The organism is Kitasatospora sp. NBC_01287 (genome assembly GCF_026340565.1).
GTDB lineage: Bacteria > Actinomycetota > Actinomycetes > Streptomycetales > Streptomycetaceae > Kitasatospora.
The window spans coordinates 3,368,171-3,393,384 of the sequence record NZ_JAPEPB010000001.1 but is presented as its reverse complement, the minus strand read 5'-3'; the positions used below and the strand labels follow the sequence as shown (position 1 = coordinate 3,393,384).

The following is a 25,214-nucleotide window of genomic DNA, read 5'->3' as shown; positions in this document are numbered from 1 at the left end:
CCTCATGATCGGTTCTCTCGCTCCGCTCGTTCACGCGGTCCGCTCCAGCGCCGTCTCCCGGGCCACCCGGCCGTCGGAGAACTCGATCAGTCGGCTCGCGCACCGGGTGGCGAGCCGCTTGTCGTGGGTCACCATCAGCAGCGTCTGGCCCATCTGGTTGAGGTCGATCAGCAGGTCCATCACCTGCTCCCCGGCGTGGCTGTCCAGCGCGCCGGTCGGCTCGTCGGCCAGCAGCAGCGCCGGACGGTTCATCAGCGCCCGCGCCACGGCGACCCGCTGCCGCTCGCCGCCGCTCAGCACCGCCGGGTAGGCGTTGCGGCGGTCGGCGATGCCGAGCTCGTCCAGCAGCTCCAGGGCGCGGCGGCGGGCCTGCCCGGCCGGGGTGCCGGTCAACTGGGCGGCCAGCGCGACGTTGTCCAGCGCCGGCAGGTCGTCGATCAGGTTGAAGAACTGGAAGATCATGCCGATCCGGTGCCGGCGGAAGAGCGCGAGGCCGGTCTCGCTCAGCGCGCCCAGCTCCTCGCCGTGCACCGCGATCGAGCCGGCGGTCGGCCGGTCCAGCCCGGCGACCATGTTGAGCAGGGTGGACTTGCCGCACCCCGAGGGCCCCATCACCGCGACCGCCTCCCCGGCGCGGATCTCCAGCGACACCCCGTCGAGCGCGACCGCCTCGCCGTACTCCTTGCGTACGCCGTCGAGGCGCACGACCACCTGTTCCGTGTTCTCCGCACTGGTCATGGCGGTAAAGCTAGGGGCCGGGACGGGGTCGGCGAATCCCTCCCGCGTGGTAGCCCCAGGGCCGGGTCATCCCTGGGATGTACGGCACGGCCGCCGCCGGCCGGCGCGTAGTCTGCAGACCGTGACCAGCGAAGAGACCTTCCCCGCCCTGCTCGGCGCCGCCACCGGCGTCGGCTCGATGCCCGGCACCGACGCCCGGGAGGCCGCGCGGACCGCGGTCGGGGCCCTGGAGCAGCTGCCGTTCCTGCCCGAGCTGCCCGCCCGCGGCCCGGGTGCCGACATGATCGGGCGCACCGCCGGCCTGCTGGTCGAGCTGTTCGCCCAGGTGGAGCCGAGCGGTTGGCGGTTCGCCGACCGCCCGGGCCGCGACACCCGGCGCGCGCGCTCCTGGCTGGGCGAGGACCTGGACGCGCTGGAGGAGTTCACCCAGGGCCACACCGGCGCGCTCAAGGTTTCGGCGGTCGGCCCGTGGACGCTGGCCGCCGCCGTCGAACTGCGGCACGGGGAGAAGGCGCTGGCCGACCCCGGCGCCTGCCGCGACATCGCCGGCTCGCTCACCGAGGGGCTGCGCCGCCACCTGGCCGAGCTGCGCCGGCGGATCCCCGGGGCGCGGCTGGTCCTCCAGTTGGACGAGCCCTCGCTGCCCGCCGTGCTGGCGGGCGCGGTGAAGACGGCCAGCGGTTTCCAGCGGCTGCGCGTGGTGGACCGGCAGCGGGCCGAGGAGGCGCTGCGCGAGCTGATCGGGGCGCTGGACGTGCCGGTGGTCGTGCACAGCTGCGCGCCCGAGGTGCCAATCCCCTTGCTGCGCCGGGCCGGTGTGGCGGGCATCTCGCTCGACTTCGCTCTGCTGACGGAGCGTGATGATGAGGAGATCGGTGAGGCGGTCGAGGCGGGGACGGTGTTCCTCGCCGGCGTGGTGCCCGCCACCGAGCCGGCCCGTGGCGAAGTGGCCGCGGTGTCGGACCCGGCCGGTAATGTCACCGGTGTCAGGACGTTGTGGCGCAGGCTCGGACTCGATCCGGAACTGCTGGGCCGCCGCGTGCTGGTGACGCCGACCTGCGGGCTGGCGGGCGCGAGCCCGGCCTATGCGCGCACCGCGCTGTCACTCAGCGTGAGGGGGGCTCAGAGCCTGGTGGACAACCCGGAGTAACGGTGCAACAGGAGGCGTGCGGTGGCGGCTGTCGAGGGCTGGGAGGAAGTCCCGGCGGAGGTGCGCCGGCGCCATGCCGAGCTGGCCGCGGAGCTCGAGGAGCACCGCGTCCGCTACTACGAGCAGGACGCGCCGGTCGTCAGCGACGCCGAGTTCGACGCGCTGATGCGCGAGCTGGAGGCGATCGAGGCCGCGCACCCGGTGCTGATCACCCCGGACTCGCCGACCCAGAAGGTGGGCGGCGGCGCGGCCGAGGGCTTCACCAAGGTCGAGCACCGCGAGCGGCTGCTCAGCCTGGACAACGCGATGGACGACGAGGAGCTGGCCGCCTGGGCCGAGCGGGTCGCCCGCGAGCTGGACGGCTCGTCCTACCACTACCTCTGCGAGCTGAAGGTTGACGGCCTGGCCGTCAACCTCACCTACCAGCACGGCCGCCTGGTGCTCGCCGCCACCCGCGGTACGGGGCGGGTCGGCGAGGACATCACCGCCAACGTCCGCACCATCAAGGAGATCCCGCACCAGCTGCACGGCGACGGCCTGCCGGCCCTGGTCGAGATCCGCGGCGAGGTCTACCTCCCCACCGAGGCCTTCGAGGAGCTGAACGCCTCGCTGGCGGCCGAGAACGAGCGCCGCCGCCAGGAGAACGAGGAGCGCGTCAAGGCGGGCAAGCGCCCGCAGGCGCTGGTCAAGCTCTTCGCCAACCCGCGCAACGCCGCCGCCGGCTCGCTGCGCCAGAAGGACCCGCTGGTCACCGCCTCCCGCCCGCTGCACATGGTGGTGCACGGCATCGGCGCCCGCGAGGGCTTCGAGATCGACTGCCAGTCGCACGCCTACCAGCTGCTGCGCGACTGGGGCCTGCCCACCGCCCGCCACAACCGGGTGGTCTCGACGCTGGACGAGGTGCGCGCCTTCATCGAGCAGTACGGCGAGCAGCGCCACTCGGTCGAGCACGAGATCGACGGCGTGGTGGTCAAGGTGGACGAGATCCCCTTGCAGGGCCGGCTCGGCTCGACCTCCAAGTCGCCGCGCTGGGCGATCGCCTGGAAGTACCCGCCGGAGGAGGTCACCGCCAAGCTGGACCGGATCCAGGTGGGCATCGGGCGCACCGGCCGGGCCACGCCGTTCGCGGTGCTGGCCGAGCCGGTCAAGGTGGCCGGCTCGATGGTGCAGTACGCGACGCTGCACAACCAGGACGTGGTCAAGGCCAAGGGCGTGCTGCTCGGCGACACCGTGGTGCTGCGCAAGGCCGGCGACGTGATCCCGGAGATCCTCGGTCCGGTGGAGGACCTGCGGGACGGCACCGAGCGCGAGTTCGTGATGCCGAGCACCTGCCACGAGTGCGGCACCGAGCTGCGCCCGATGGCCGAGGGCGACATCGACCTGCGCTGCCCCAACGCGCGCTTCTGCCCGGCCCAGGTCCGCGAGCGGATCGCCTACCTGGGCGGGCGCGAGTCGCTGGACATCGAGGGCCTCGGCTACGTGGCGGCCACCGCGCTCACCCAGCCGCTGGAGCCGGCCGACCCGCCGGTCAGGAACGAGGGGGACATCTTCGGCCTGACCGTCGAGCAGCTGCTGCCGATCAAGGTGCTGGTGCGCGACCAGAAGACCGGCCTGCCCAAGCTGGACGACGCGACGGGCAAGGAGAAGAAGGCGACCTTCTTCGCCAACCTCAGGGGCGAGCCGAAGAAGACGGCGACCCTGCTGCTCGACAACCTGGCCGCCGCCAAGGAGCGCCCGCTGTGGCGCTACCTGAACGGCCTGTCGATCCGCCACGTCGGCCCGGTGGCGGCCCAGGCGCTGGCCCGCGAGTTCCGCGACCTGGACGCGATCTTCGCGGCGAGCGAGGAGCAGCTGGCCGCCACCGAGGGGGTCGGCCCGGTGATCGCCCGGGCGATCATCGAGTGGCACGAGGAGGAGTGGCACCGCGAGATCCTGCGCAAGTGGCGCGAGGCCGGGGTGCGCTTCGTCGAGGAGCCGGCCGAGGAGGAGGCCGAGCGCCCGCTGGAGGGGCTCACCGTGGTGGTCACCGGCACGCTGGCGGAGCACACCCGGGACGGTGCCAAAGAGGCGCTGGTCTCGCGTGGTGCGAAAGTGACCGGTTCGGTTTCGAAGAAGACCCACTTCGTTGTGGTCGGCGACAATCCGGGATCGAAGTATGACAAGGCGGTCCAACTCGGCCTCGCCGTGCTCGACGACGCGGGCTTCGCCGTGCTGCTCTCGGCCGGCCCGGCCGCGGCCCGCGCGCACCTGGGGCTCCCGCCGCTGCCGGATGCGCCCGTCGACGCACCGGCCGAGGAGGCCCCGGGGGTAATCCCCGAGGGGGCTGACCAGGCCTGACGTGTCCCTCTTGTTATCGTGCTGATGCCCCGTCACCTGGATGGTGGGCGTGTAAAGGGGGCATCGTGTCACTGTGCGGCGCCGGATCCGTGCTGGCGTGCTCCCGGATGACCGAAAGTCCGCCCTCACTGTGAGGGCGGACTTACTCTGGAGCGCAACAGTGTGTCAGCAGGAGTGGGGGGCACCGGCCAACGGGATCGACGGGTGGCCGGCGCCGACAGGGGCGCTTCCGGGCTGAGACCGACTGGCACGTGATCACGTCGTGCCAGGGCCGACCGTTCTTCGGGTCGGTTCCAGCCGCGATGCGGCCTGGCGGGGGCGGGCCTGACGGAGGACAGGGCGTATGGATCGTACGACCGGCGGTGCGCTGACGCGTCCGCCGCAGGGGGTGGCGGGTGCGGTCCTGCTGCTCGGTGTGCTGCTGGCCGGAGCCGCACCGCTCATCCCTCTGGCCGTCCTGGTCAGCCGGCACGAACCCGAGCTGCTGCCGCTCTTCGCGGTCCCGCTGGCCGTGCTGGTCGCGGCCTGGCGGATCGCCCGGGACCGGGCCAGGGACCAGCTCACCGACCCGCTGACCGGTCTGCCGAACCGTCATGCCCTGCTGCTGGCGGCCCAGGAGGCGATCGCCGAGCACGAGGCCGAGGAGGAGTACAGCGTCGGGTTGATCCTGCTCGACCTCGATCGGTTCCGGTCGCTGAACGACACGCTCGGACATGCGGCCGGTGACCGCTTACTCGTGCACATCGGCCGCCGGCTGCACCGCGTGCTGCGCGGCGCGACCGGCTCGGGGGGGACGGGGCGCGCGGCCGACCAGGGCTCGCCGACGCCGTGCGCCGAGCCGCCCGCCACCGGGTCGCCGGCCGTCGAGCCGCTGCTGGCCGAGTCGTTGCTGGCCGAGCCCCTGCCGGCCGAGTCGCTGCGTGCCGTCGGGCCGCCGCACACCGCCGGACGCTGCCAGGGCGGCGCCCAGGGCCGCGCCGCCCTGTCCGGCCCGCCGGGCGTCGCCGACCGGCGTCGGGAGACCGAGGAGCTGCTGGCCTGCCTGCCGCCCGCCGCCGAGCACGGCCGCCGCGCGGTGGTGGCCCGGATGGGCGGCGACGAGTTCGCCGTGCTGCTCCCCGGCGTCGGGCACGCCGACACCCTGGAGCGCCTCGCCAAGGCGCTGATCGCGGAACTCGCCGCGCCGATCCGGCTGGACGGGCTGCTGCTGGTGCTGGAGGCGACCGCCGGGGTCTGCGTCTACCCCCAGCACGCCGGGGACGCAGAATCGTTGCTGCGGCGCGCGGACGTCGCGATGGGCCACGCGCAGCGCGGGCGCACCGGCGTCGAGCAGTACGACCACTCGCAGGACGCCGACACCCCCTACCGGATCGGCCTGCTCGGTGACCTGCGCCGGGCGCTGGAGACCGGCGAGGTGCAGCTGCACTACCAGCCCAAGGTGGCCTTCGACGGCCGGGTGGTGGGCCTGGAGGCGCTGCTGCGCTGGGAGCGGCCCGGCCGCGGCAAGGTCTCGCCGGACGAGTTCGTGGGCCTGGCCGAGTCCAGCGGCCTGATGCCCCGGCTCACCGACTACGTGCTGGAGGCCGCCATCGGCCAGCTCGCCAGCTGGCGGGCGCAGGGCCTGCAGGTGCAGGTCGCGGTCAACGTCTCGCCGCGCGACGTGCTCAACCCCGGCTTCGCCCAGCGGGTGGCCGGCCACCTGAGCCGCCATCAGGTCCCGGCGCAGGCGCTGCAGCTGGAGATCACCGAACGGCTGCTGCTCGACGACTCGCGCCGGGCCGCCGACACCCTGGCCGAGCTGCGCCGGCACGGCGTGGGAATGTCGCTGGACGACTTCGGCACCGGGCACTCCTCGCTGGTGCGGCTGCGCAGCCTGCCGGTCGGCGAGTTGAAGATCGACCGCTCCTTCGTCTCCCGGATGGTCGCCGACGACCACGACGCGGCGGTGGTCCGCTGCTCGGTCGAGCTCGCCCACTCGCTGGGCCTGACCGTGGTCGCCGAAGGCGTGGAGGACGACGAGACCTGGGAGCGCCTGCACGGCCTGGGCGTGGACGCCGTCCAGGGCTGGCTGGTCTCCGCCGCGCTGCCCGCCGACCAGGCCACCGCCTGGCTGCGGGTGCACCGCACCGGACCGCCCTCCGCCGAGCGGTTGACCCCGCTGGAGCGCTGGACCGGGCAGGCCGAACTGCAGTACCCCGGCCTGCCCCGGCAGCCGCTCGCGCCGCCCACCGAGGCCCCCACGACCCCGCAGTAACGCTCCGGACGCCTGGTGACCCCTAGGATGGGCGGTAAAGACAAGAGGACGGACGACCTGCGCGCCCCGCGCCGCCGGTCGCCGCCCGGGCTGGGCGCCGTGCGCGCCCGGTCTCACTCAGAACTCACTTTGAGGATCGCTGCATGCCTGGCATCACGCGCGAGGAGGTCGCCCACCTCGCCCGGCTGTCGCGTCTGGAGCTGCAGGCGGAGGAGCTGGACCACTTCGCCGAGCAGCTGGACGTGATCATCGGCGCGGTCGCCCGCGTCTCCGAGGTCGCCGGAGCGGACGTCCCGCCCACCTCGCACCCGCTGCCGCTGACCAACGTCATGCGCGCGGACGAGGTCCGCCCCTCGCTCACGCCCGAGCAGGCGCTCTCGGGGGCCCCGGCCGCCGAGGAGCAGCGTTTCCGGGTTCCGCAGATCCTCGGGGAGGACTGACCGGCATGTCCGAGCTCATCACGTACACGGCCGCCCGCACGGCCGAGGCGATCAAGGCCGGCCAGGTCAGCGCCGTCGAGGTGGCACAGGCCCACCTGGACCGGATCGAGGCCGTCGACAAGAAGGTCAACGCCTTCCTGCACGTGGACACCGAGGGGGCCCTGGCGGCCGCCGAGGCGGTGGACCGCAAGCGCGCCGCGGGCGAGGAGCTCGGCCCGCTGGCCGGCGTCCCGCTCGCGCTGAAGGACGTCTTCACCACCAAGGGCGTCCCCACCACCTGCGGCTCCAAGATCCTCGAAGGCTGGATCCCGCCCTACGACGCCACCCTGACGGCGCGTCTGAAGGACGCGGGCGTGGTCATCCTGGGCAAGACCAACATGGACGAGTTCGCGATGGGCTCCTCCACCGAGAACTCCGCCTACGGCCCCACCGGCAACCCCTGGGACCTCTCGCGGATCCCCGGTGGCTCCGGCGGCGGCTCGGCGGCCGCGCTGGCCGCCTACGAGGCCCCGCTCGCCATCGGCACCGACACCGGCGGCTCGATCCGCCAGCCCGGCGCCGTCACCGGCACGGTCGGCGTCAAGCCCACCTACGGCTCGGTCTCCCGCTACGGCCTGGTCGCCTTCTCCTCCTCGCTCGACCAGGGCGGGCCCTGCGCCCGCACCGTGCTGGACGCGGCGCTGCTGCACGAGGCGATCGCCGGCCACGACCCGCTGGACTCGACCTCCATCGACGCGCCGGTCCCGGCCGTGGTCGCGGCCGCCAAGCTGCGCGACGTGCGCGGCATGCGGATCGGCGTGGTCAAGGAGTTCGCCGGCGAGGGCTACCAGGCCGGTGTGATGCAGCGCTTCAACGAGTCGGTGGAGCTGCTGCGCGAGCTGGGCGCCGAGGTCGTCGAGGTGTCCTGCCCGTCCTTCACCCTGGCGCTGCCCGCCTACTACCTGATCGCCCCGAGCGAGGCCTCCTCCAACCTGGCCCGCTTCGACGCGATGCGCTACGGCCTGCGGGTCGGCGACGACGGCACGGCCTCGGCCGAGCAGGTCACCGCGCTCACCCGGGAGGCCGGCTTCGGCCCCGAGGTCAAGCGCCGGATCATCCTGGGCACCTACGCCCTCTCCTCGGGCTACTACGACGCCTACTACGGCTCGGCCCAGAAGGTCCGCACCCTGATCTCGCGCTCCTTCGACGAGGCTTTCGCGGCTGTGGATGTCCTGATCTCGCCGACCACCCCCACCACCGCCTTCCCGATCGGCGAGCGCGCCGACGACCCGATGGCGATGTACCTGGCCGACCTGTGCACGATTCCGTCGAACCTCGCGGGCAACGCGGCCATGTCGCTGCCCTGCGGCCTGGCTCCGGAGGACAATCTCCCGGTCGGCCTGCAGATCATCGCACCCGCGATGGCGGACGACCGCCTGTACCGCGTGGGCGGCGCCGTCGAGGCCGCACTCAACGACAAGTGGGGGCACCCCCTGCTGGAGGAGGCACCGGCACTGTGAGCAAGATCGAGAAGGCCAAGGGCTGGAAGCACAGCAAGCCCGGCCTGTGGCTGTCCATCGGCACCAGCGCCTTCGGCGTGCTGAGCATCGTCAAGGACGTCAGGAAGGCCCGCAGCGAGAGCGACAACCTGCTGCTCGCCAACGCCGTGGTCGGCGCCGCGGCCCTGGCCACCGGCACCCTGCTGCTGGTCCGCGAGCTGCGCCGGCTCGGCAGCGACGACGTCCTGGCCGACTGAGGACGGGCCGAGAACGGACGAACGAGTCGGCCTGTACCTGGCGTACGGGCCGACTCGCGCGGTAGCGGACCCGAAGCGGAAGGAGGGCAGCGCGCGATGATCACCCGGATCGAGATCGACGGCTTCAAGTCGTTCAAGGACTTCGTGCTGGACGTCCCGCCGCTCCTGGCCGTCACAGGGGCGAACTCCAGCGGCAAGTCGAACCTGATCGACGCGCTGCGCCTGCTGGCCGGCGCCTCCCACGATCACCGTGTCGTGTTCCGGTTCGACCGGGGCAACGCGGTGCAGCTCCTGCGGCACTACGGCAACGGCGGCATCGTCGACAGGTTCCGGATCGCGGTCGACCTCTCGGTGCCCTCGGAGGCCGGAGCGCTGAGCCTCCAGGCCGCTGTCGTCGCGGAGCTCGGCCCGCTCGCCGCCGGCCAGGCGCGCCCGGTCGAGCCGGCACCGTTGGCGTTCGAGGCCCGCTTCCTCGGTGACATCGAGCCGAAGGAGCGACGCGCGGCCCTGAACGCGGAGCTGGACAGCTGGCTGTTCCTCGCGCCCTCGCCGGATCGCCTCAGGACGCGTGCACCCGGTACCGATCGGGGGCGCCTGGCCTCCGACGCGTCCAACCTGGCGGCTGTACTCGGCAGGCTCGCCGAGAGCGGCGCGCTGCCCGAGCTGCTGCTGGATCTGCGTGCCGTCATCCCGACGCTCGACGATGTGCTGCCGGTGCAGGATCATCGCGGCGACTGGGACTTCGACCTCGCCTACCGGGACTCGGGGCGCATCGCCCCGTCCATGGCGTCGGACGGCACGCTCAGGGTCCTCGCGGTACTCGCTGCCGTGCATGACGCTGCTCACCCGGGCACCATCGTCATCGACGAGGTGGAGAACGGCCTGCATCCAGGGCGTCTGGCGACGTTGCTGGAACTGCTGGCAGAACGGATCGCGGAGGCGGGGGCCCGGCGGCAGATGATCATGACCACGCACTCTCCGGTCGTGCTCTCCCACATGCTGTCGACCGACCGTGACGCGGTTCTCTTCCTCGATTCGGTCCTGGAGACGGACGTGCTCGCCGGAGTCCCCGTCGGATCCATGGTCACTCGGGCCCGCGGGGTGCGAGCGGACGGTCCGAGAGGCACCTACGTGACCGCCGCGGAGGTTCGCAGGTATCTGGAGACCGTGCGGCAGGACGTAAGGTGAGCGGCAAGTACCTGGTGGTCGGACTCATGACCGAAGGGCTCAGCGACGAACTGCTCCTCGGACAGGTCATCTCTCGGCAGCTGCGTGAGCTGTCCTTCGAGCATCCGGGCGGCTTCGCCCTCGGCGACCTGGTGATGGCGTCGGTGCGGACCGTCGACCCCGGTGACCGGGTCCAGGCCGAGGTCACGGAGCTGCTCGACTGTTGTGATGTGGTGGTCGTCCACTGCGATCATCGAGAGCGTGGCAAGATCGATGCTTTTCGAAGCCATGCCGGAGAAGCGGGTCGACGAATCGTCGGTATCGCACCTCGAAAGGAGACCGAGGCATGGGCGCTCTGTGATCCGGAAGGTTTCCGGCGCATCCCCCGAACGGATCTGACAGCTCTTCCCGGCAAGGCCCGGGAGGTTGAATCCGTTCTCGATCCGAAGACCACGCTCAAGACGGTACTCGGTGCGCGTGACCCGATGACCGTCCTCAGGCAATTGGGAATCGACCTGCGTCTCGACCGGTTGGCGGGGGTTCCCGCCTATCAGGCGTGGCTCGCACAGCTAAAGAATGTTCTGAAGGAGTTGCACTTCCTGTGAGCGGCATGACCCTCGTCTCCTACGACGACGCACTCGCCTCCTACGACCCCGTCATGGGCCTTGAGGTCCACGTCGAGCTGGGCACCAGGACGAAGATGTTCTGCGGCTGCTCCACCGAGCTGGGCGCCGAGCCGAACTCGCAGACCTGCCCGACCTGCCTGGGCCTGCCGGGTTCGCTGCCCGTGGTCAACGCGGTCGGCGTCGAGTCGGCGGTCAAGATCGGCCTCGCGCTGAACTGCGACATCGCCGAGTGGTGCCGCTTCGCGCGCAAGAACTACTTCTACCCGGACATGCCGAAGAACTTCCAGACCTCGCAGTACGACGAGCCGATCGCCTTCAACGGCTACCTCGACGTGCAGTTGGAGGACGGCGAGGTCTTCCGGGTCGAGATCGAGCGCGCGCACATGGAGGAGGACACCGGCAAGTCCAGCCACGTCGGCGGAGCCACCGGGCGCATCCACGGTGCCACCCACTCGCTGCTCGACTACAACCGGGCCGGCATCCCGCTGATCGAGATCGTCACCAAGCCGATCGAGGGCGCCGGGCACCGCGCGCCCGAGGTGGCCAAGGCCTACGTGGCCGAACTGCGCGAGCTGATCCGGGCGCTGGGCGTCTCCGAGGCGCGGATGGACAAGGGCCAGATGCGCTGCGACGTCAACCTGTCGCTGCGCCCCAACGGCACCGAGAAGTTCGGCACCCGCTCGGAGACCAAGAACGTCAACTCGCTGCGCAGCGTCGAGCGGGCCGCCCGGTTCGAGATCCAGCGGCACGCCACGGTGCTGGGCGACGGCGGCACCATCATCCAGGAGACCCGGCACTTCCACGAGGAGGACGGCAGCACCACCGCCGGCCGGATCAAGGACAACGCCGAGGACTACCGGTACTTCCCGGAGCCCGACCTGGTCCCGATCGCCCCCGCCCGCGCGTGGGTCGAGGAGCTGCGGGCCGCGCTGCCCGAGCTGCCCCGGGTCCGCCGGGCCCGGTTGCAGGGCGAGTGGGGCCTGAGCGACCAGGACATGCAGTCGGTGCTCAACGCCGGCGCGGTGGAGCCGATCCTGGAGACCATCGCGGCCGGCGCCCCGGCCGACCAGGCCCGCAAGTGGTGGATGGGCGAGCTGGCCCGGCGGGCCAACGAGACCGGCACCGAGCTGGCCGAGCAGCCGATCACCCCGGCCCAGGTGGCCCGGGTCTGCGTGCTGGTGGCCGAGGGCAAGCTCAACGACAAGCTGGCCCGCCAGGTGATCGAGGGCGTGCTGGCCGGCGAGGGCGGGCCCGACGAGGTGGTGGCCGCCCGCGGGCTGGCCGTGGTCTCGGACGACTCCGCGCTCGGCGCCGCGGTCGACCAGGTGATCGCCGACAACCCGGACGTGGCGGAGAAGATCCGCGGCGGCAAGGTGCAGGCGGTCGGGGCACTGGTCGGCGCGGTGATGAAGGCCACCCGCGGCCAGGCGGACGCCGCCAAGGTCAAGGACCTCATCCTGGAGCGGCTTGCCGCGTAAGGACATCGGGCGGGGTCTGGAGCGGCTTGCCGCGTAAGGACGTCGGGCGGGGTCTGGAGCGGCTTGCCGCGTAAGGACGTCGGGCCGGGGCTGGAGCGCCTGGGCGCCCCGGCCTAAGGACCCCGTAAGCGCCGGTGGCCACCCCTCCTTAGGGGCGGCCACCGGCGCTTTCGCCGTTCCCGGGCCCGTCTAAGGCCCCCGCGCCCCGCAAGATCCGGCATGCTGCCGATGCCCCGCACCCCCCTGGGCGAGGAGTCTCTAGGTATCCGAACGACGGGGAACGAGGGGAACGAAGATGACCGAGCTCGAGTACCAGCTCGTCCAGCAGCGCGGCGCCGAACTGCGCGAGCTGGCGGCGCACGAGCGCCTGGTGGCCGAGGCCCGCCGGGTGGCCCGGACGACCCGGCAGACCGGCGGCCGCCGGGGTGGGCTGACCGCGGGCCTGCGCCGCTCGGCCCGCCCGGCGCACCGGGCAGACCTGGGCGAGTGCTGATCCGACCGCATGGTCCCGGTGCCACGAGGGGAGCACCGGGACCGCGCACCGCGGACCAGCGGGGGAGGGATGCCGACGGCACCCTCCCCCGTTCCGTCCGCGCCGAGGACCCGCCAGGTCCGCTCCGTGGGATAACGGTTCGGACCATGACAGTGCCCTGTGGCATGCTCGGCGCCGTGGAGCAGATCTCGGTCAGTCCCGTCTTCGTCGGCCGCGGCAGCGAGATCGCCTCGCTCACCGCCGCGCTGCGTCGTGCTTCGGCCGGCCAGCCCCAGGCGCTGCTGGTCGGCGGTGAGGCGGGGGTGGGCAAGACCCGTCTGCTGGAGGAGTTCCTCTGCCGGGCCGAGAAGGACGAGCGCTCGGCGACCATCACCATGCTCGGAGGCTGCCTGGAGGTCGGCGCCGAGGGCCTGCCCTACGCCCCGCTGGTCACCGCGCTGCGCCGGCTCCACCGTCGCCTGGGCCCGGAGCTGGAGCGTGCCGCCGAGGGGCTGGAGGGCCACCTGGCCCGGCTGCTGCCCGAGTTCGGCGAGGCGGGTACCGAGCCCAACGACGAGTACGGCCGGGCCCGGCTGTTCGAGAACATCGGCCGGCTCTTCGAGCGGCTCAGCGCGGAGCGCACCCTGGTGCTGGCGGTCGAGGACCTGCACTGGGCCGACCGGTCCACCCGGGAGCTGCTCGGTTACCTGATCAGCACCCTGCACCGGTCCCGGGTGCTGATCCTGGCCACCTACCGCACCGACGACCTGCACCGCCGCCACCCGCTGCGCCCCTTCCTCGCCGAGCTGGAGCGCCAGCGCGCCGTGCACCGGCTGGAGCTGGACCGCTTCGGCCGCCAGGAGGTGGCCGCCCAGCTGGCCGGCATCCTGGGCATCGAGGTGCCCGACCGCCAGCTGGTGACCCGGATCCACCGCCGCTCCGAGGGCAATCCCTTCTTCGTGGAGGAGCTGGCCTGCTCCCACCAGGAGGGCTGCTCGGTGGGGTTGAGCGAGACGCTGCGCGACATCCTGCTGGTCCGGGTGGAGGCGCTGCCGGAGGAGACCCAGCGGGTGCTGCGGATCGCCGCCGAGGGCGGCTCGCGGATCGAGCACCAGCTGCTGGAAGCCGTCCTGACCGGCGCCGAGGACGAGTTGCTGGACGCGCTGCGCACCGCGGTCGGCGCCAACGTCCTGCAGCCGGACCGGGACGGCGAGGGCTACCGGTTCCGGCACGCGCTGGTCCGCGAGGCGGTCTCGGACGACCTGCTGCCCGGGGAGCGGACCAGGATCAACCGCCGCTTCGCCGAGGCCCTGGAGGCCGATCCGACCCTGGTCGGCGCCGACCAGCGGCCGGCCAGGCTGGCCAACTACTGGTACCACGCGCACGATCCGGCCCGCGCGCTGCCGTGCGCGCTGGACGCCGCCAGGGCGGCCCGGCGCCGCAACGCCTTCGCCGAGCAGCTCAGCCTGCTGGAGCGGGCCATCGAGCTGTGGGACGAGGTCTCCGAGGAGACCCTGCGGGCCACCCTGCGCCCGCACGACTGGGCCGAGACCTACCCGCCGTGCTCCTGCGAGGCGTGCGACTGCGACCCGGACTGCGAACAGCTGCGGCTGGTCGACGTGCTGGCCGAGGCGGTGGTCGCGGCCCGCCGGGCCGGCGACCGCGACTGCGGGCTGCGGCTGGCCAAGCGCGCCCTCAAGCTGGTGGACGAGACCCGCAACCCGCTGCGCGCCGCCTGGTTCCGGATGAACCGGGCCCGGATGCTCGGCCACCTCAACCGGCTGGGCGGCGATCAGGAACTGGCCCACGCCCGGCGCCTGGTGGAGCACACGCCGCCGTCCGCCGTCAAGGCCGACGTCTACGCGCTGGCGGCCGGGCAGGCCATGCTGCAGCAGGCCACCGCGGCCGACCTGGAGATGGCCGAGCAGGCGGTGGCGATCGCCCGGACGGCCGGGGCGACCAGCGTCGAGCTCTTCGCCCGGATGACCCTCGGCACCTTCTACACCGACCTGGGCGACCCCGAGCGGGGCATCGCGACGCTGCGCGAGGCGATCGAGGGCGCCCGCCGGTTCGGCGTCCCCGACCTGCTCACCCGCGGCCTGAACAACCTCGCCAGCCTGTTCGCCCAGCTGGGCCGGGCCGAGGAGGGTGTCGAACTGGCCCGCGAGGGCCTGGCGGTGGCCGGCGACCTGGGCCTGCTGCGCAACACCGGCGCGATCCTGGCCGGCAACCTGGCCGAGTGCCTGCTGCTGGTCGGCCGCCCGGCCGAGGCGGCCGAGGTGCTGGCCGGTTGGGAGGGCGACGGCCGGCCGGAGGCCTACGACCCCTTCCTGTACCGGCTGCGCGGCGAACTGGCGCTGCTGCACGGCGACCTGGCGACCGCCGAGGAGTGCCTGGCGCGGGCCCGGATCGGCGCCCAGTCCCAGCCGCAGCACGAGTTGCCCAACACCAGGCTGGCGATCGAGCTGGCCGGCCGGGCCGGGCGCCCGTTGGAGGCCAGGGCCGCCCTGCTGGCCACCCTGGACGCCACGGGGCCGGGCCGGGAGGGCTACCTGCTGCCGCTGCTGGCCCGGGCCGCCGCGGTGGAGGCCGACTCGCGCGGCCTGCCCGCCGCCGACGCGGACCGCCCGGCGGTGCTGCGCCGGATCACTGCCGAGCTGTCGGGGCTGCGGCCGCGCGCCCCGCTGCAGTGGGGCTGGCTGCGCCTGGCCGAGGCCGAACTGGCCAGGGCGAGCGGCGGCGACACCCCGGCGCACTGGGCGGCCGCCGTCGAACCGCTGCGCGAGAGCGGTCTGCCCCATCCGCTGGTCCTCGCGCTGCTCGGCGCGGGGGGCGCGGCGGCCGCCGCCGGCGAGCGCGAGCGGGCGGGCGAACTGCTGCGCGAGGCCGCCGGCCTGGCCGAGCGCCGCGGTGACGCGGAGCTGGGCCGCGAGGTCGCCAGGCTGGCCGAGCGCGCCGGGGTGGCCCGGGTGCTACGGCCCGAGCTGCCGAGCGCGCGGACCGAGCCGCCGCAGGGCGCGGCCGCCTTCCAGCTGACGCCCCGGGAGACGGATGTGCTGCGGCTGCTGACCGAGGGCCGGACGAACCGGCAGATCGCCGAGCAGCTCTTCATCTCGCCGAAGACCGCCAGCGTGCACGTCTCCAACATCCTGGCCAAGTTGGAGGTCTCGGGCCGTGGCGAGGCCGCCGCGCTGGCCCACCGGCTGCGGCTCTTCCCGGAGACCGGGCTGGTTCCTGCCAGCGGCGGCGCGTAGTCCGGCGCACGGACGCACGCGCCCCGGCGCGCGTGCCCCCGGGCGTGCGCTACGGCCAACCGGGCCGATCTGGTGGAAGCGGGTGCATATCCCTACTCTCGGACCATTACTCTAAGTTGAGTGCGCGTGTCATTGAGTGACCGATGTGGTGCGGGGGCCCGGCCGGGCCGCGTTCCTCCCTGTTCCGGGCCGAGGCGGCGCCGCGGCCCGGCGCCCTGCCGCCCCCGGGCCCGGACGAGGCCCCGGACCGGAGGGGGAGGTGCCTGGTGAGCCCCACCGAAGTCGTACCCCGGCCCGATCGGCCGCCCGTCCGCCCCGAAGCGGCCGCGGAGCCGCCGCCCGGCCGGGCCGCGGAGCCGCCGCCCGGCCGACCCCTGCCGCTGGCCGGGCCGCTGATCGCCCTGCTCTGCGCCGGGTACGCGCTGGGCGCCGCCACCGGCTGGGGCTCGCGCTCGCTGGCCCTCTTCATGGGCGACTTCGGCCTGGCCGGCGCGGCCCTGGCGGCGGCGCTCTCCTGCCTGGCGCACGGCTGCACGGTGCCGGGGCCGGCCCGTCCCGCCTGGCTGCTCTTCGGCCTCTCCTCGGCCACCGTGGCGGTCGGCAACGGCACCTGGGGCTGGTACGAGGTGGTGCTGCGCACCGGCCTGCCCTCGGACTCGCCGGCCGACTACGCCTTCCTGCCGTTCGCGCCGCTGGCCATCACCGGCCTGCTGGTGCTGGCCCAGCGCCCGCGCGGCGCGGCGGGCTGGCTCTGCCTGCTGCTGGACGGCTGGATGGTGGCCGGCTCGCTCTTCACGCTCAGCTGGAGCCTGGCGCTGGGCCGCACCGCGGAGGGCGACATCGGCAACCCGCTGCGGCTCGCCCTGGGCCTGGCCTACCCGGTGCTCGACATCCTGATGGTCTCGCTGGTGGTCGGCCTGCGCTTCCGCCGCCGGGACGGCAACCGGGCCGCGGTGCACACCGCGATGCTGGGCCTGGCGGTCACCGTGGTCTGCGACGGTCTCTTCACCTCGCCCGCGCTGCGCGACAGCTACCACTCCGGCGACCTGCTGGACGCGGGCTGGTTCGCCGGCAGCCTGCTGCTCGCCTCGGCCCCGTGGTCGAACCGCTGGCGGCGCGGGCGGCCCAGTCGCGAGCACCCCTCGGCCGGCGGCACGCCCCGGCGCCGGGTGGCCTCCACCTTCAACGCGCTGACCCCGTACGCCGCCGCCTCGGTCTGCACCGCCGGCATCCTCTACAACGCTCTCGGGGGGCATCCGATGGACCGGGTGGTGATCGTGGTCGCCTGCACGGTGGGCCTGGCGCTGATCGTCCGTCAGGGCATCATGCTGCTGGACAACCTGTCGCTGGCCCAGGAACTGGCGCAGAAGGAGGCGCACTTCCGCTCACTGGTGCAGGGCTCCAGCGACGTGATCATGATCACCGGGGCCAACGGCGTGCTCTCCTACGTCTCCCCGGCCGCGCTCGGCGTCTACAGCCGAGACCCGGAGGAGCTGGTCGGCGGCCGGCTGCTCGACCTGGTGCACCCGGAGGACGCGGACCGGGTGACCGGCGAGGTCCGCCGGTTCCTGGCCCGCAGCCAGCGGCTGGCCCGCCAGTTCACCCACGCCCCGGCGCGCAGCGGCGAGCCCAGCGCCCGGGTGGAGTGCCGGATCATGGCCGGCGGTGGCGAGTGGCTGCACGTGGAGTCCACCGTCAACCGCTACCGCGACGGGCTGATCCTGAACAGCCGCGACGTCACCGAGCGGGTCAGGCTGCAGGCCCAGCTGCAGCACAACGCCTTCCACGACCCGCTCACCGACCTGCCCAACCGGGCGCTCTTCGCCGAGCGGCTGCGGGCCGCGCTGGGCGGGCGCGGCCCGCAGCCGATCGGCGCGGAGTGCCCGCGCGAACACCCGTACCAGGAGCCGGACACGGTGGCCGTGCTCTTCCTCGATCTGGACGGCTTCAAGGCGGTCAACGACAGCGCCGGACACCAGGTCGGGGATCAGCTGCTGGTGCAGGCCGGCCGCCGGCTGCAGTCCACCGTGCGCTCCGGCGACACCGTGGCGCGGTTGGGTGGCGACGAGTTCGCGGTGCTGGTCTGCGGGCCGCTGGGCCGGCTGCGGGTGCAGGAGCTGGCCGAGCGGCTGCGGTTGGCGCTCTCCGAGCCGTACTGGATCGCCGGCGCCGAGCTGGCGGTGGCCGCCAGCATCGGGATCGCCTTCGGTCCGCGCGACCTCGACCCGTACGGGCCGCCGGTGGCCGAGGTCGCGACGCTCGCCGACGAGCTGATGCGCGACGCCGACCTGGCGATGTACCGGGCCAAGTCCGAGGGCAAGGGCCGGGTGGTGCTCTACAGCCCCGCGATGCGCGCCGACGTGGAGCGCCGCCGGGAGCTGGACGACCGGCTGCGGCTGGCCGTGCGCGAGGGCAGCTTCGCGCTGCTCCACCAGCCGGTGGTCGACCTGCGCACCGGCGCGGTGGCCGGCCTGGAGGCGATCGCCCGCTGGCGCTCGGCCCAGGGCCTGCTGCTCACCCCGGCCGAGTTCCTGCGCGGCGCCGAGGCGGGCGACGCGGCCGGCCGGTTCACCCGCTGGCAGCTGCAGCAGGCGATCGCCGAGGCGGCGCTGCGCGGAGCGGCACTGCGCGGTCCCGCGGGGCGCAGCCCGGCGGGCGCGGTCCCGGTCACCGTGCGGCTCACCGCGGAGCGGCTCTGCGCGCCCGGGGTGCACGAGACCATCGCCGGGGCGCTGCGCGACTCGGGGCTGCCGCCCGAGCGGCTGGTGATCGAGCTGGCCCGGATGGGCCCGGACGCCTCCGCCGACGAGCTGGGCCGCAAGCTGGCCGCGCTGCGCCGGCTCGGGGTCGGCACCGCGCTGGCCGGCTTCGGCGCCGGCGGCGGCTCGCTGGGCGCGCTGGTGCGGCTGCCGTTCGACGCGCTCAAGCTGGACCGCGCCCTGGTGCAGGAGCTGGTCGAGCACCCGCGCAGCCGCGCGCTGGCCGGCCACGCGCTGCGGCTGGGCCGGGAGCTGGGGCTGGCCACCGCCGCCGAGGGGGTGGACCAGGAGCGCCAGGTCACCGTGCTGCAGGAGCTGGGCTGCCGGCACGGGCAGGGCCTGGCCTTCGCGCAGCCGCTGGACGAGTTCCGGCTGCGCCGGGCGCTCGCCCGCCGGCTCTACCCGCTGCCGCGGCCACTGGGCGCGATCTCGGCCCGCCGCGCGTACCTGTCCGCCGCCGACACCCGATCGGGTGCATGCGGGGAGCCGGGTCCGATCCGCTCGGCCCACCACCACGGCCCCCACGAGCCCCCGGAGCACCGGCCGCTGGGCGGTCCGGGACCGGGGTCCAGCGTGGGTCCGTATGGCGAGACGGCGATCCCACCTGCTTGACATCGCCCCGCGCCGAGGAGCAAGGTCGGTGCCATGCGCACCCGAATTCTCGTACTTGGCGGGCGCGTCGGCTGAGCCAGGGCTGCTGTGCCCGACTCACGACTAGCCGACGCGCCACCCCTCGCTTGCCCTTGGCACGAGGGGTTTTTTGTTGCAATCGCACGATGTGAACTCCCTCCGAACACCGTTGTACCGCCAGTCCGACTCGCCTGAAAATGGTGTGAAGCGGACAGTCGCCCGGCGAAAGAAGACAGGCAGATGACTGAGCACACGGCATCCCCCCGCCGCGGGGACCACCCGGCCGCCCCGTCCGCGGACGCGTCCGTGGTCGTCGAGACGATGACCGGCGCGCAGTCGCTCGTCCGCTCGCTGGAGGCGGTCGGCGCGGACACGATCTTCGGCATCCCGGGCGGGGCGATCCTGCCGGCGTACGACCCGCTGATGGACTCGGTCAAGGTGCGCCACATCCTGGTCCGCCACGAGCAGGGCGCGGGCCACGCGGCCACCGGGTACGCGCAGGCCACCGGCAAGGTGGGCGTCTGCATGGCCACTTCGGGCCCGGGCGCGACCAACCTGGTCACCCCGATCGCCGACGCCTACATGGACTCGGTCCCGATGGTGGCGATCACCGGCCAGGTCGCCTCCAAGGCGATCGGCACCGACGCCTTCCAGGAGGCGGACATCTGCGGCATCACGATGCCGATCACCAAGCACAACTTCCTGGTCACCGACCCGGCCGAGATCCCCCGGGTGATCGCCGAGGCCTTCCACATCGCCGCCACCGGCCGCCCCGGCCCCGTGCTGGTCGACATCGCCAAGGACGCGCTGCAGTCCACCACCGTCTTCCGCTGGCCGGTGGAGACCTCGCTGCCCGGCTACCGCCCGGTCACCAAGCCGCACGCCAAGCAGATCCGCGAGGCCGCCAAGCTGCTGGTCGCGGCGAAGAAGCCGGTCCTCTACGTGGGTGGTGGCGTGCTCAAGGCGAACGCCACCACCGAGCTGCGGATCCTGGCCGAGCTGACCGGCGCCCCGGTGGTCACCACCCTGATGGCGTTGGGCGCCTTCCCCGACAGCCACCCGCAGCACCTGGGCATGCCCGGCATGCACGGCAGCGTCCCGGCGGTCACCGCGCTGCAGAAGTCGGACCTGCTCTTCACCCTCGGCGCCCGGTTCGACGACCGGGTCACCGGCAAGCTGGACAGCTTCGCGCCGTTCGCGAAGGTCGTGCACGCCGACATCGACCCGGCCGAGATCGGCAAGAACCGCCCGGCCGACGTGCCGATCGTGGGCGACGCCCGCGAGGTGCTGGCCGACCTGATCGTCGCCGTCCAGGCCGAGCACGAGGCCGGCCGCAAGGGCGACTACGGCGACTGGTGGGTCAAGCTCAACGAGTGGAAGAAGACCTACCCGCTGGGCTACGAGCCGGCCCCGGCCGGGGAGCTCTCGCCGCAGCAGGTGATCGAGCGGATCGGTCAGCTGGTGGGCCCGGACGCCATCTACGCGGCGGGCGTCGGCCAGCACCAGATGTGGGCCTCGCAGTTCATCAGCTACGAGAAGCCGGCCACCTGGCTGAACTCCGGCGGCGCGGGCACCATGGGCTACGCGGTGCCGGCCGCGATGGGGGCCAAGGCGGGCCGGCCGGAGTCGGCGGTCTGGGCGATCGACGGCGACGGCTGCTTCCAGATGACCAACCAGGAGCTGGTCACCTGCGCGCTGAACAACATCCCGATCAAGGTCGCGGTGATCAACAACGGTTCGCTGGGCATGGTCCGCCAGTGGCAGACGCTCTTCTACAACCAGCGCTACTCCAACACCGTGCTGCACGCGGGCCCCGAGCACGACGGGGTCGCCCCGCCGCCGCAGGGCACCCGGATCCCGGACTTCGTGCTGCTCTCCGAGGCTATGGGCTGCGTGGGCCTGCGCTGCGAGCGCCCGGAGGACCTGGACGCGGTGATCGAGCAGGCGATGGCGATCAACGACCGCCCGGTGGTGATCGACTTCATCGTCCACCAGGACGCGATGGTCTGGCCGATGGTCGCGGCCGGCACCAGCAACGACGAGATCCTGTTCGCCCGGGACGTGCGTCCCGACTTCGGCGACGACCTCGACTGACCAGCCCCTTCGACCACTTCGACCACGGAATGAGCACCATGTCCAAGCACACCCTCTCCGTCCTGGTCGAGAACAAGCCCGGCGTGCTCGCCCGCATCGCCGCGCTGTTCTCCCGTCGGGGCTTCAACATCGACTCCCTCGCCGTCGGCCCCACCGAGCACCCGGACATCTCCCGGATGACCATCGTGGTCAACGTCGAGGACCTGCCGCTCGAGCAGGTCACCAAGCAGCTCAACAAGCTGATCAACGTGATAAAGATCGTCGAGCTCGACCAGTCCGCTGCGATCCAGCGGGAACTGGTCCTGGTCAAGGTCCGGGCCGACAACGAGACCCGGTCGCAGGTCGTCGAGATCGTGCAGCTCTTCCGCGCCAAGACCGTGGACGTGTCGCCGGAGGCCGTGACCATCGAGGCCACCGGCAGCTCGGACAAGCTGGAGGCGATGCTGAAGATGCTGGAACCGTACGGCATCAAGGAGCTCGTCCAGTCCGGCCTGGTGGCGGTCGGGCGCGGTGCCCGGTCCATCACCGACCGCTCGCTGCGAGCCCTGGACCGCAGCGCCTGAGCGCGGCCGGCGCGCGCCGTCTCATCCTCTGGGCGCGACCCCCTGAACCCCCATCACCTGCGCGTACGGTAGCTGGAGCACCGACGCGATCAACGCAAGGAGAAGTCCCACCGTGGCCGAGCTGTTCTACGAAGACGACGCCGACCTGTCCATCATCCAGGGCCGCAAGGTCGCGGTCATCGGCTACGGCAGCCAGGGCCACGCCCACGCGCTGTCGCTGCGCGACTCGGGTGTCGACGTGCGGGTCGGCCTGCTGGAGGGCTCCAAGTCCCGCGCCGCCGCCGAGGAGGAGGGCCTGCGCGTGGTCACTCCGTCCGAGGCCGCCGCCGAGGCCGACGTCATCATGATCCTGGTGCCGGACCCGATCCAGGCCGACGTCTACAAGGAGGCCATCGAGCCGAACCTGAAGGCGGGCGACGCCCTCTTCTTCGGCCACGGCCTGAACATCCGCTTCGGCTTCATCAAGCCCCCGGCCGACGTCGACGTCTGCATGGTCGCCCCGAAGGGCCCGGGCCACCTGGTCCGCCGCCAGTACGTCGAGGGCCGCGGCGTGCCGTGCATCGTGGCGGTCGAGCAGGACTCGACCGGCGGCGCCTTCGCGCTGGCGCTCTCCTACGCCAAGGGCATCGGCGGCACCAAGGCCGGCGTCATCAAGACCACCTTCACCGAGGAGACCGAGACCGACCTGTTCGGCGAGCAGGCGGTCCTCTGCGGCGGCACCGCCGCCCTGGTCAAGGCCGGTTTCGAGACCCTGGTCGAGGCCGGCTACCAGCCGGAGATCGCCTACTTCGAGTGCCTGCACGAGCTGAAGCTGATCGTCGACCTGATGTACGAGGGCGGCCTGGAGAAGATGCGCTGGTCGGTCTCCGAGACCGCCGAGTGGGGCGACTACGTCACCGGCCCGCGGATCATCACCGCCGACACCAAGGCCGAGATGAAGAAGGTCCTGACCGAGATCCAGGACGGCACCTTCGCCAACACCTGGATCGCCGAGTACAAGGCCGGTCTGCCCAAGTACAACGAGTACAAGAGCGCCGACTCCGAGCACCTGCTGGAGACCACCGGCAAGGAGCTGCGCAAGCTCATGAGCTGGGTCAAGGACGCCTGAGCGGCGCTCGGCGACACCGCGGGGACAGGCCGGCACCGGGCCTGTCCCCGCTGTACAACCCGTCTGATCCCGTGCGGGTGATTTCGCCGCACGGGCACAGGCAACTCCCCTGTGCGTCGATACACTTCCGAGTGCGCGTCAGGCCCACAGCGTCGTGCGTCTATCCACGCGGCATGCCTCCATTCCCCCCACGCCTGCCGGTGTTTCCCGACCGGCCACGCCACCCACGTGACAGTGGAGCGGGGGAATTCCGGACAGTAAGGACAACTGTCGTGAGCACTGTGACATCCAAGACCGCCGTGGTACTGATCGCCGAAGAGCTGTCGCCCGCCACCGTGGACGCCCTGGGGCCGGACTTCGAGATCCGCCACTGCGACGGCGCCGACCGCACCGAGCTGCTGACCGCGATCGCGGAGGTGGACGCGATCCTGATCCGCTCGGCCACCCGGATCGACGCCGAGGCGCTGGCCGTCGCCACGCGGCTCAAGGTGGTCGCCCGGGCCGGTGTCGGCCTGGACAACGTCGACGTGGCCGCCGCCACCAAGGCCGGCGTGATGGTCGTGAACGCCCCGACCTCCAACATCGTCACCGCCGCCGAGCTCGCCTGCGGCCTGCTGATCTCGGTGGCCCGCAACATCGCGCCCGCCAACTCCGCGCTCAAGGCCGGTGAGTGGAAGCGCAACAAGTACACCGGCGTGGAGCTCTCCGAGAAGACCCTCGGCGTGGTGGGCCTGGGCCGGATCGGCGTGCTGGTCGCCCAGCGGATGTCCGCCTTCGGCATGAAGATCGTCGCCTACGACCCCTACATCCAGGCCGCCCGCGCGGCCCAGATGGGCGTCAAGCTGCTCTCGCTGGACGAGCTGCTGGAGGTCTCCGACTTCATCACCGTGCACCTGCCCAAGACCCCCGAGACGATCGGCCTGATCGGCGACGACGCGCTGCACAAGGTCAAGCCGAGCGTGCGGATCGTCAACGCCGCCCGCGGCGGCATCGTGGACGAGGCCGCGCTCGCCAGCGCCCTCAAGGAGGGCCGGGTGGCCGGCGCGGGCCTGGACGTCTACGCCAAGGAGCCGTGCACGGACTCCCCGCTCTTCACCTTCGACAACGTGGTGGCCACCCCGCACCTGGGCGCCTCCACCGACGAGGCGCAGGAGAAGGCCGGCATCGCGGTGGCCAGGTCGGTGCGCCTGGCGCTGGCCGGCGAGCTGGTCCCGGACGCGGTCAACGTGCAGGGCGGCGTGATCGCCGAGGACGTGCGCCCCGGCCTGCCGCTGGCCGAGAAGCTGGGCCGGATCTTCACCGCGCTGGCCGGCGAGGTGGCGGTGCGGCTCGACGTCGAGGTGCGCGGCGAGATCACCCAGCACGACGTCAAGGTGCTCGAACTCTCCGCGCTCAAGGGCGTCTTCGAGGACGTGGTGGCCGAGACCGTCTCCTACGTCAACGCCCCGCTGTTCGCCCAGGAGCGCGGCGTCGAGGTGCGGCTGACCACCAGCAGCGAGAGCGCCGAGCACCGCAACGTGATCACCGTGCGCGGCACCCTGGCCGACGGCGCCGAGATCGCGATCTCCGGCACCCTCTCCGGCCCGAAGCAGCAGCAGAAGATCGTCGGCGTGGACGGCTTCGACGTGGACGTCGCGCTCACCGACCACATGGCCTTCTTCAAGTACGAGGACCGCCCCGGCGTGGTCGGCACCCTGGGCCGGATCCTCGGCGACGCCGACATCAACATCGCCGGCATGCAGGTGGCCCGGGACCGCGAGACCAAGGACGCGCTGGCCTCGATCACGGTCGACTCCGAGATCCCGCAGGAGGTGCTGGCCGAGATCGCCAGCGAGATCGGGGCCAAGTTCGCCCGCGGCGTCGACCTGGGCTGACGCCCCCTCGGCAGGCGCAGGACCACCGGGGCCCGGACCGTTTCGACGGTCCGGGCCCCGCCGTTCGCACGGCCCGCTGAGCGGTCCGGGTGAGCCCTGTCTCAGATACTAGGAAATCCAACTAAATCTAGAGACAGCCGCCGGACCCGGGCGTACCTTGAAATGGCCGCACCAGAAAGCCACCGTCGACGGGCCCCACCAACCGGCCCGGGCGGGTGGCCCGTGCGTGCCGTACGCAGCGTGGCGGGCGATCCCCGCCAGGCGTACCCCCCTCCTCCCTCCCCGCACCGGCGCCGTTCGGCGTCCCCTGGACCAAGGAGCCCGGTATGCCCCCCACCGCAGACCTGCTCAGCCACCGCGACCACACCTCGACCGCCGTCGCCCCCGCGCGCCGGCGCCGCCGCCGCGGCGATTCGCCCACCTCGGCCGACGCCGCCGCCGCTCTGCAGCGCGCGCTCGACCGGCGCGACAACGGCGGCGCCACCGGTCACTGACCTTCGGTAAAGCGTTGGGCCATTGGCCTGACGCTTGCTCA

The 25,214-nt window shown here is 72.8% G+C and carries 18 protein-coding genes; 17 read left to right on the top strand and 1 reads right to left on the bottom strand.

Annotation, left to right across the window (positions count from 1 at the left end):
• Positions 1-30: 30 nt before the first annotated feature.
• Positions 31-738: an ABC transporter ATP-binding protein gene (locus OG455_RS14135; protein ID WP_266293612.1), complete on the bottom strand. Its 708-nt coding sequence runs from the start codon at positions 736-738 to the stop codon at positions 31-33.
• Positions 739-859: 121 nt separating this feature from the next.
• On the opposite strand from OG455_RS14135, the gene OG455_RS14130 reads away from it, so the two are divergent.
• From OG455_RS14130 to OG455_RS14050, 17 genes are all read left to right on the top strand, one after another.
• Entirely contained in the window at positions 860-1,888 is a 1,029-nt protein-coding gene (locus OG455_RS14130; RefSeq protein WP_266293610.1) for a methionine synthase, read from the top strand.
• Between the two features lie 21 nt (positions 1,889-1,909).
• Positions 1,910-4,225 (top strand): NAD-dependent DNA ligase LigA, encoded by a 2,316-nt coding sequence (gene ligA / locus OG455_RS14125; protein ID WP_266293608.1) that lies wholly within the window; start codon positions 1,910-1,912, stop codon positions 4,223-4,225.
• Positions 4,226-4,568: 343 nt separating this feature from the next.
• Positions 4,569-6,479 carry an EAL domain-containing protein gene (locus OG455_RS14120; protein ID WP_323185505.1) on the top strand — a complete coding sequence of 637 codons (1,911 nt, stop codon included), beginning with the start codon at positions 4,569-4,571 and terminating at the stop codon, positions 6,477-6,479.
• 143 nt (positions 6,480-6,622) lie between these two features.
• Positions 6,623-6,919, top strand: coding sequence for an Asp-tRNA(Asn)/Glu-tRNA(Gln) amidotransferase subunit GatC (gene gatC, locus OG455_RS14115; protein ID WP_184935436.1), 297 nt, complete (start codon positions 6,623-6,625; stop codon positions 6,917-6,919).
• Entirely contained in the window at positions 6,916-8,418 is a 1,503-nt protein-coding gene (gene gatA, locus OG455_RS14110; RefSeq protein WP_266300773.1) for an Asp-tRNA(Asn)/Glu-tRNA(Gln) amidotransferase subunit GatA, read from the top strand. Before gatC ends, gatA begins: the two co-directional genes overlap by 4 nt.
• Positions 8,415-8,654, top strand: coding sequence for a hypothetical protein (locus tag OG455_RS14105; protein ID WP_266293604.1), 240 nt, complete (start codon positions 8,415-8,417; stop codon positions 8,652-8,654). The genes gatA and OG455_RS14105 overlap by 4 nt, the downstream gene beginning before the upstream one ends.
• A 96-nt stretch (positions 8,655-8,750) precedes the next feature.
• A complete protein-coding gene (locus tag OG455_RS14100) occupies positions 8,751-9,842 on the top strand; it encodes an AAA family ATPase (protein WP_266293602.1) in 1,092 nt (363 codons plus the stop codon).
• Positions 9,839-10,426, top strand: coding sequence for a hypothetical protein (locus OG455_RS14095; protein ID WP_266293600.1), 588 nt, complete (start codon positions 9,839-9,841; stop codon positions 10,424-10,426). The genes OG455_RS14100 and OG455_RS14095 overlap by 4 nt, the downstream gene beginning before the upstream one ends.
• A 5-nt stretch (positions 10,427-10,431) precedes the next feature.
• Positions 10,432-11,925, top strand: coding sequence for an Asp-tRNA(Asn)/Glu-tRNA(Gln) amidotransferase subunit GatB (gene gatB, locus OG455_RS14090; RefSeq protein ID WP_266300772.1), 1,494 nt, complete (start codon positions 10,432-10,434; stop codon positions 11,923-11,925).
• A gap of 295 nt (positions 11,926-12,220) precedes the next feature.
• Entirely contained in the window at positions 12,221-12,418 is a 198-nt protein-coding gene (locus tag OG455_RS14085; RefSeq protein ID WP_266293598.1) for a hypothetical protein, read from the top strand.
• Between the two features lie 146 nt (positions 12,419-12,564).
• Complete coding sequence (locus OG455_RS14080; RefSeq protein ID WP_266293596.1) at positions 12,565-15,651, top strand: helix-turn-helix transcriptional regulator; 3,087 nt, start codon at positions 12,565-12,567, stop codon at positions 15,649-15,651.
• Positions 15,652-16,025: 374 nt separating this feature from the next.
• A complete protein-coding gene (locus tag OG455_RS14075) occupies positions 16,026-19,022 on the top strand; it encodes a bifunctional diguanylate cyclase/phosphodiesterase (protein WP_266300771.1) in 2,997 nt (998 codons plus the stop codon).
• Between the two features lie 258 nt (positions 19,023-19,280).
• Complete coding sequence (locus OG455_RS14070; RefSeq protein WP_266293594.1) at positions 19,281-21,134, top strand: acetolactate synthase large subunit; 1,854 nt, start codon at positions 19,281-19,283, stop codon at positions 21,132-21,134.
• A gap of 29 nt (positions 21,135-21,163) precedes the next feature.
• Positions 21,164-21,697, top strand: a complete 534-nt coding sequence (ilvN, locus tag OG455_RS14065) for an acetolactate synthase small subunit (protein WP_266293592.1) — start codon at positions 21,164-21,166, stop codon at positions 21,695-21,697.
• Between the two features lie 112 nt (positions 21,698-21,809).
• Positions 21,810-22,805 carry a ketol-acid reductoisomerase gene (gene ilvC / locus OG455_RS14060; RefSeq protein ID WP_266293590.1) on the top strand — a complete coding sequence of 332 codons (996 nt, stop codon included), beginning with the start codon at positions 21,810-21,812 and terminating at the stop codon, positions 22,803-22,805.
• A gap of 272 nt (positions 22,806-23,077) precedes the next feature.
• Positions 23,078-24,679, top strand: a complete 1,602-nt coding sequence (gene serA, locus OG455_RS14055) for a phosphoglycerate dehydrogenase (protein ID WP_266293588.1) — start codon at positions 23,078-23,080, stop codon at positions 24,677-24,679.
• A gap of 326 nt (positions 24,680-25,005) precedes the next feature.
• Positions 25,006-25,173 (top strand): hypothetical protein, encoded by a 168-nt coding sequence (locus tag OG455_RS14050; protein WP_266293586.1) that lies wholly within the window; start codon positions 25,006-25,008, stop codon positions 25,171-25,173.
• Positions 25,174-25,214: the final 41 nt, after the last annotated feature.

Bases quoted from the DNA above. Each gene is read 5' to 3' on its own strand.
- OG455_RS14135 (WP_266293612.1), bottom strand. From the start codon at position 738: ATGACCAGTGCGGAGAACACGGAACAGGTGGTCGTGCGCCTCGACGGC.
- OG455_RS14120 (WP_323185505.1), top strand. From the start codon at position 4,569: ATGGATCGTACGACCGGCGGTGCGCTGACGCGTCCGCCGCAGGGGGTG.
- gatC (WP_184935436.1), top strand. From the start codon at position 6,623: ATGCCTGGCATCACGCGCGAGGAGGTCGCCCACCTCGCCCGGCTGTCG.
- OG455_RS14100 (WP_266293602.1), top strand. From the start codon at position 8,751: ATGATCACCCGGATCGAGATCGACGGCTTCAAGTCGTTCAAGGACTTC.
- gatB (WP_266300772.1), top strand. From the start codon at position 10,432: ATGACCCTCGTCTCCTACGACGACGCACTCGCCTCCTACGACCCCGTC.
- OG455_RS14085 (WP_266293598.1), top strand. From the start codon at position 12,221: ATGACCGAGCTCGAGTACCAGCTCGTCCAGCAGCGCGGCGCCGAACTG.
- OG455_RS14080 (WP_266293596.1), top strand. From the start codon at position 12,565: ATGACAGTGCCCTGTGGCATGCTCGGCGCCGTGGAGCAGATCTCGGTC.
- OG455_RS14070 (WP_266293594.1), top strand. From the start codon at position 19,281: ATGACTGAGCACACGGCATCCCCCCGCCGCGGGGACCACCCGGCCGCC.
- ilvN (WP_266293592.1), top strand. From the start codon at position 21,164: ATGAGCACCATGTCCAAGCACACCCTCTCCGTCCTGGTCGAGAACAAG.
- OG455_RS14050 (WP_266293586.1), top strand. From the start codon at position 25,006: ATGCCCCCCACCGCAGACCTGCTCAGCCACCGCGACCACACCTCGACC.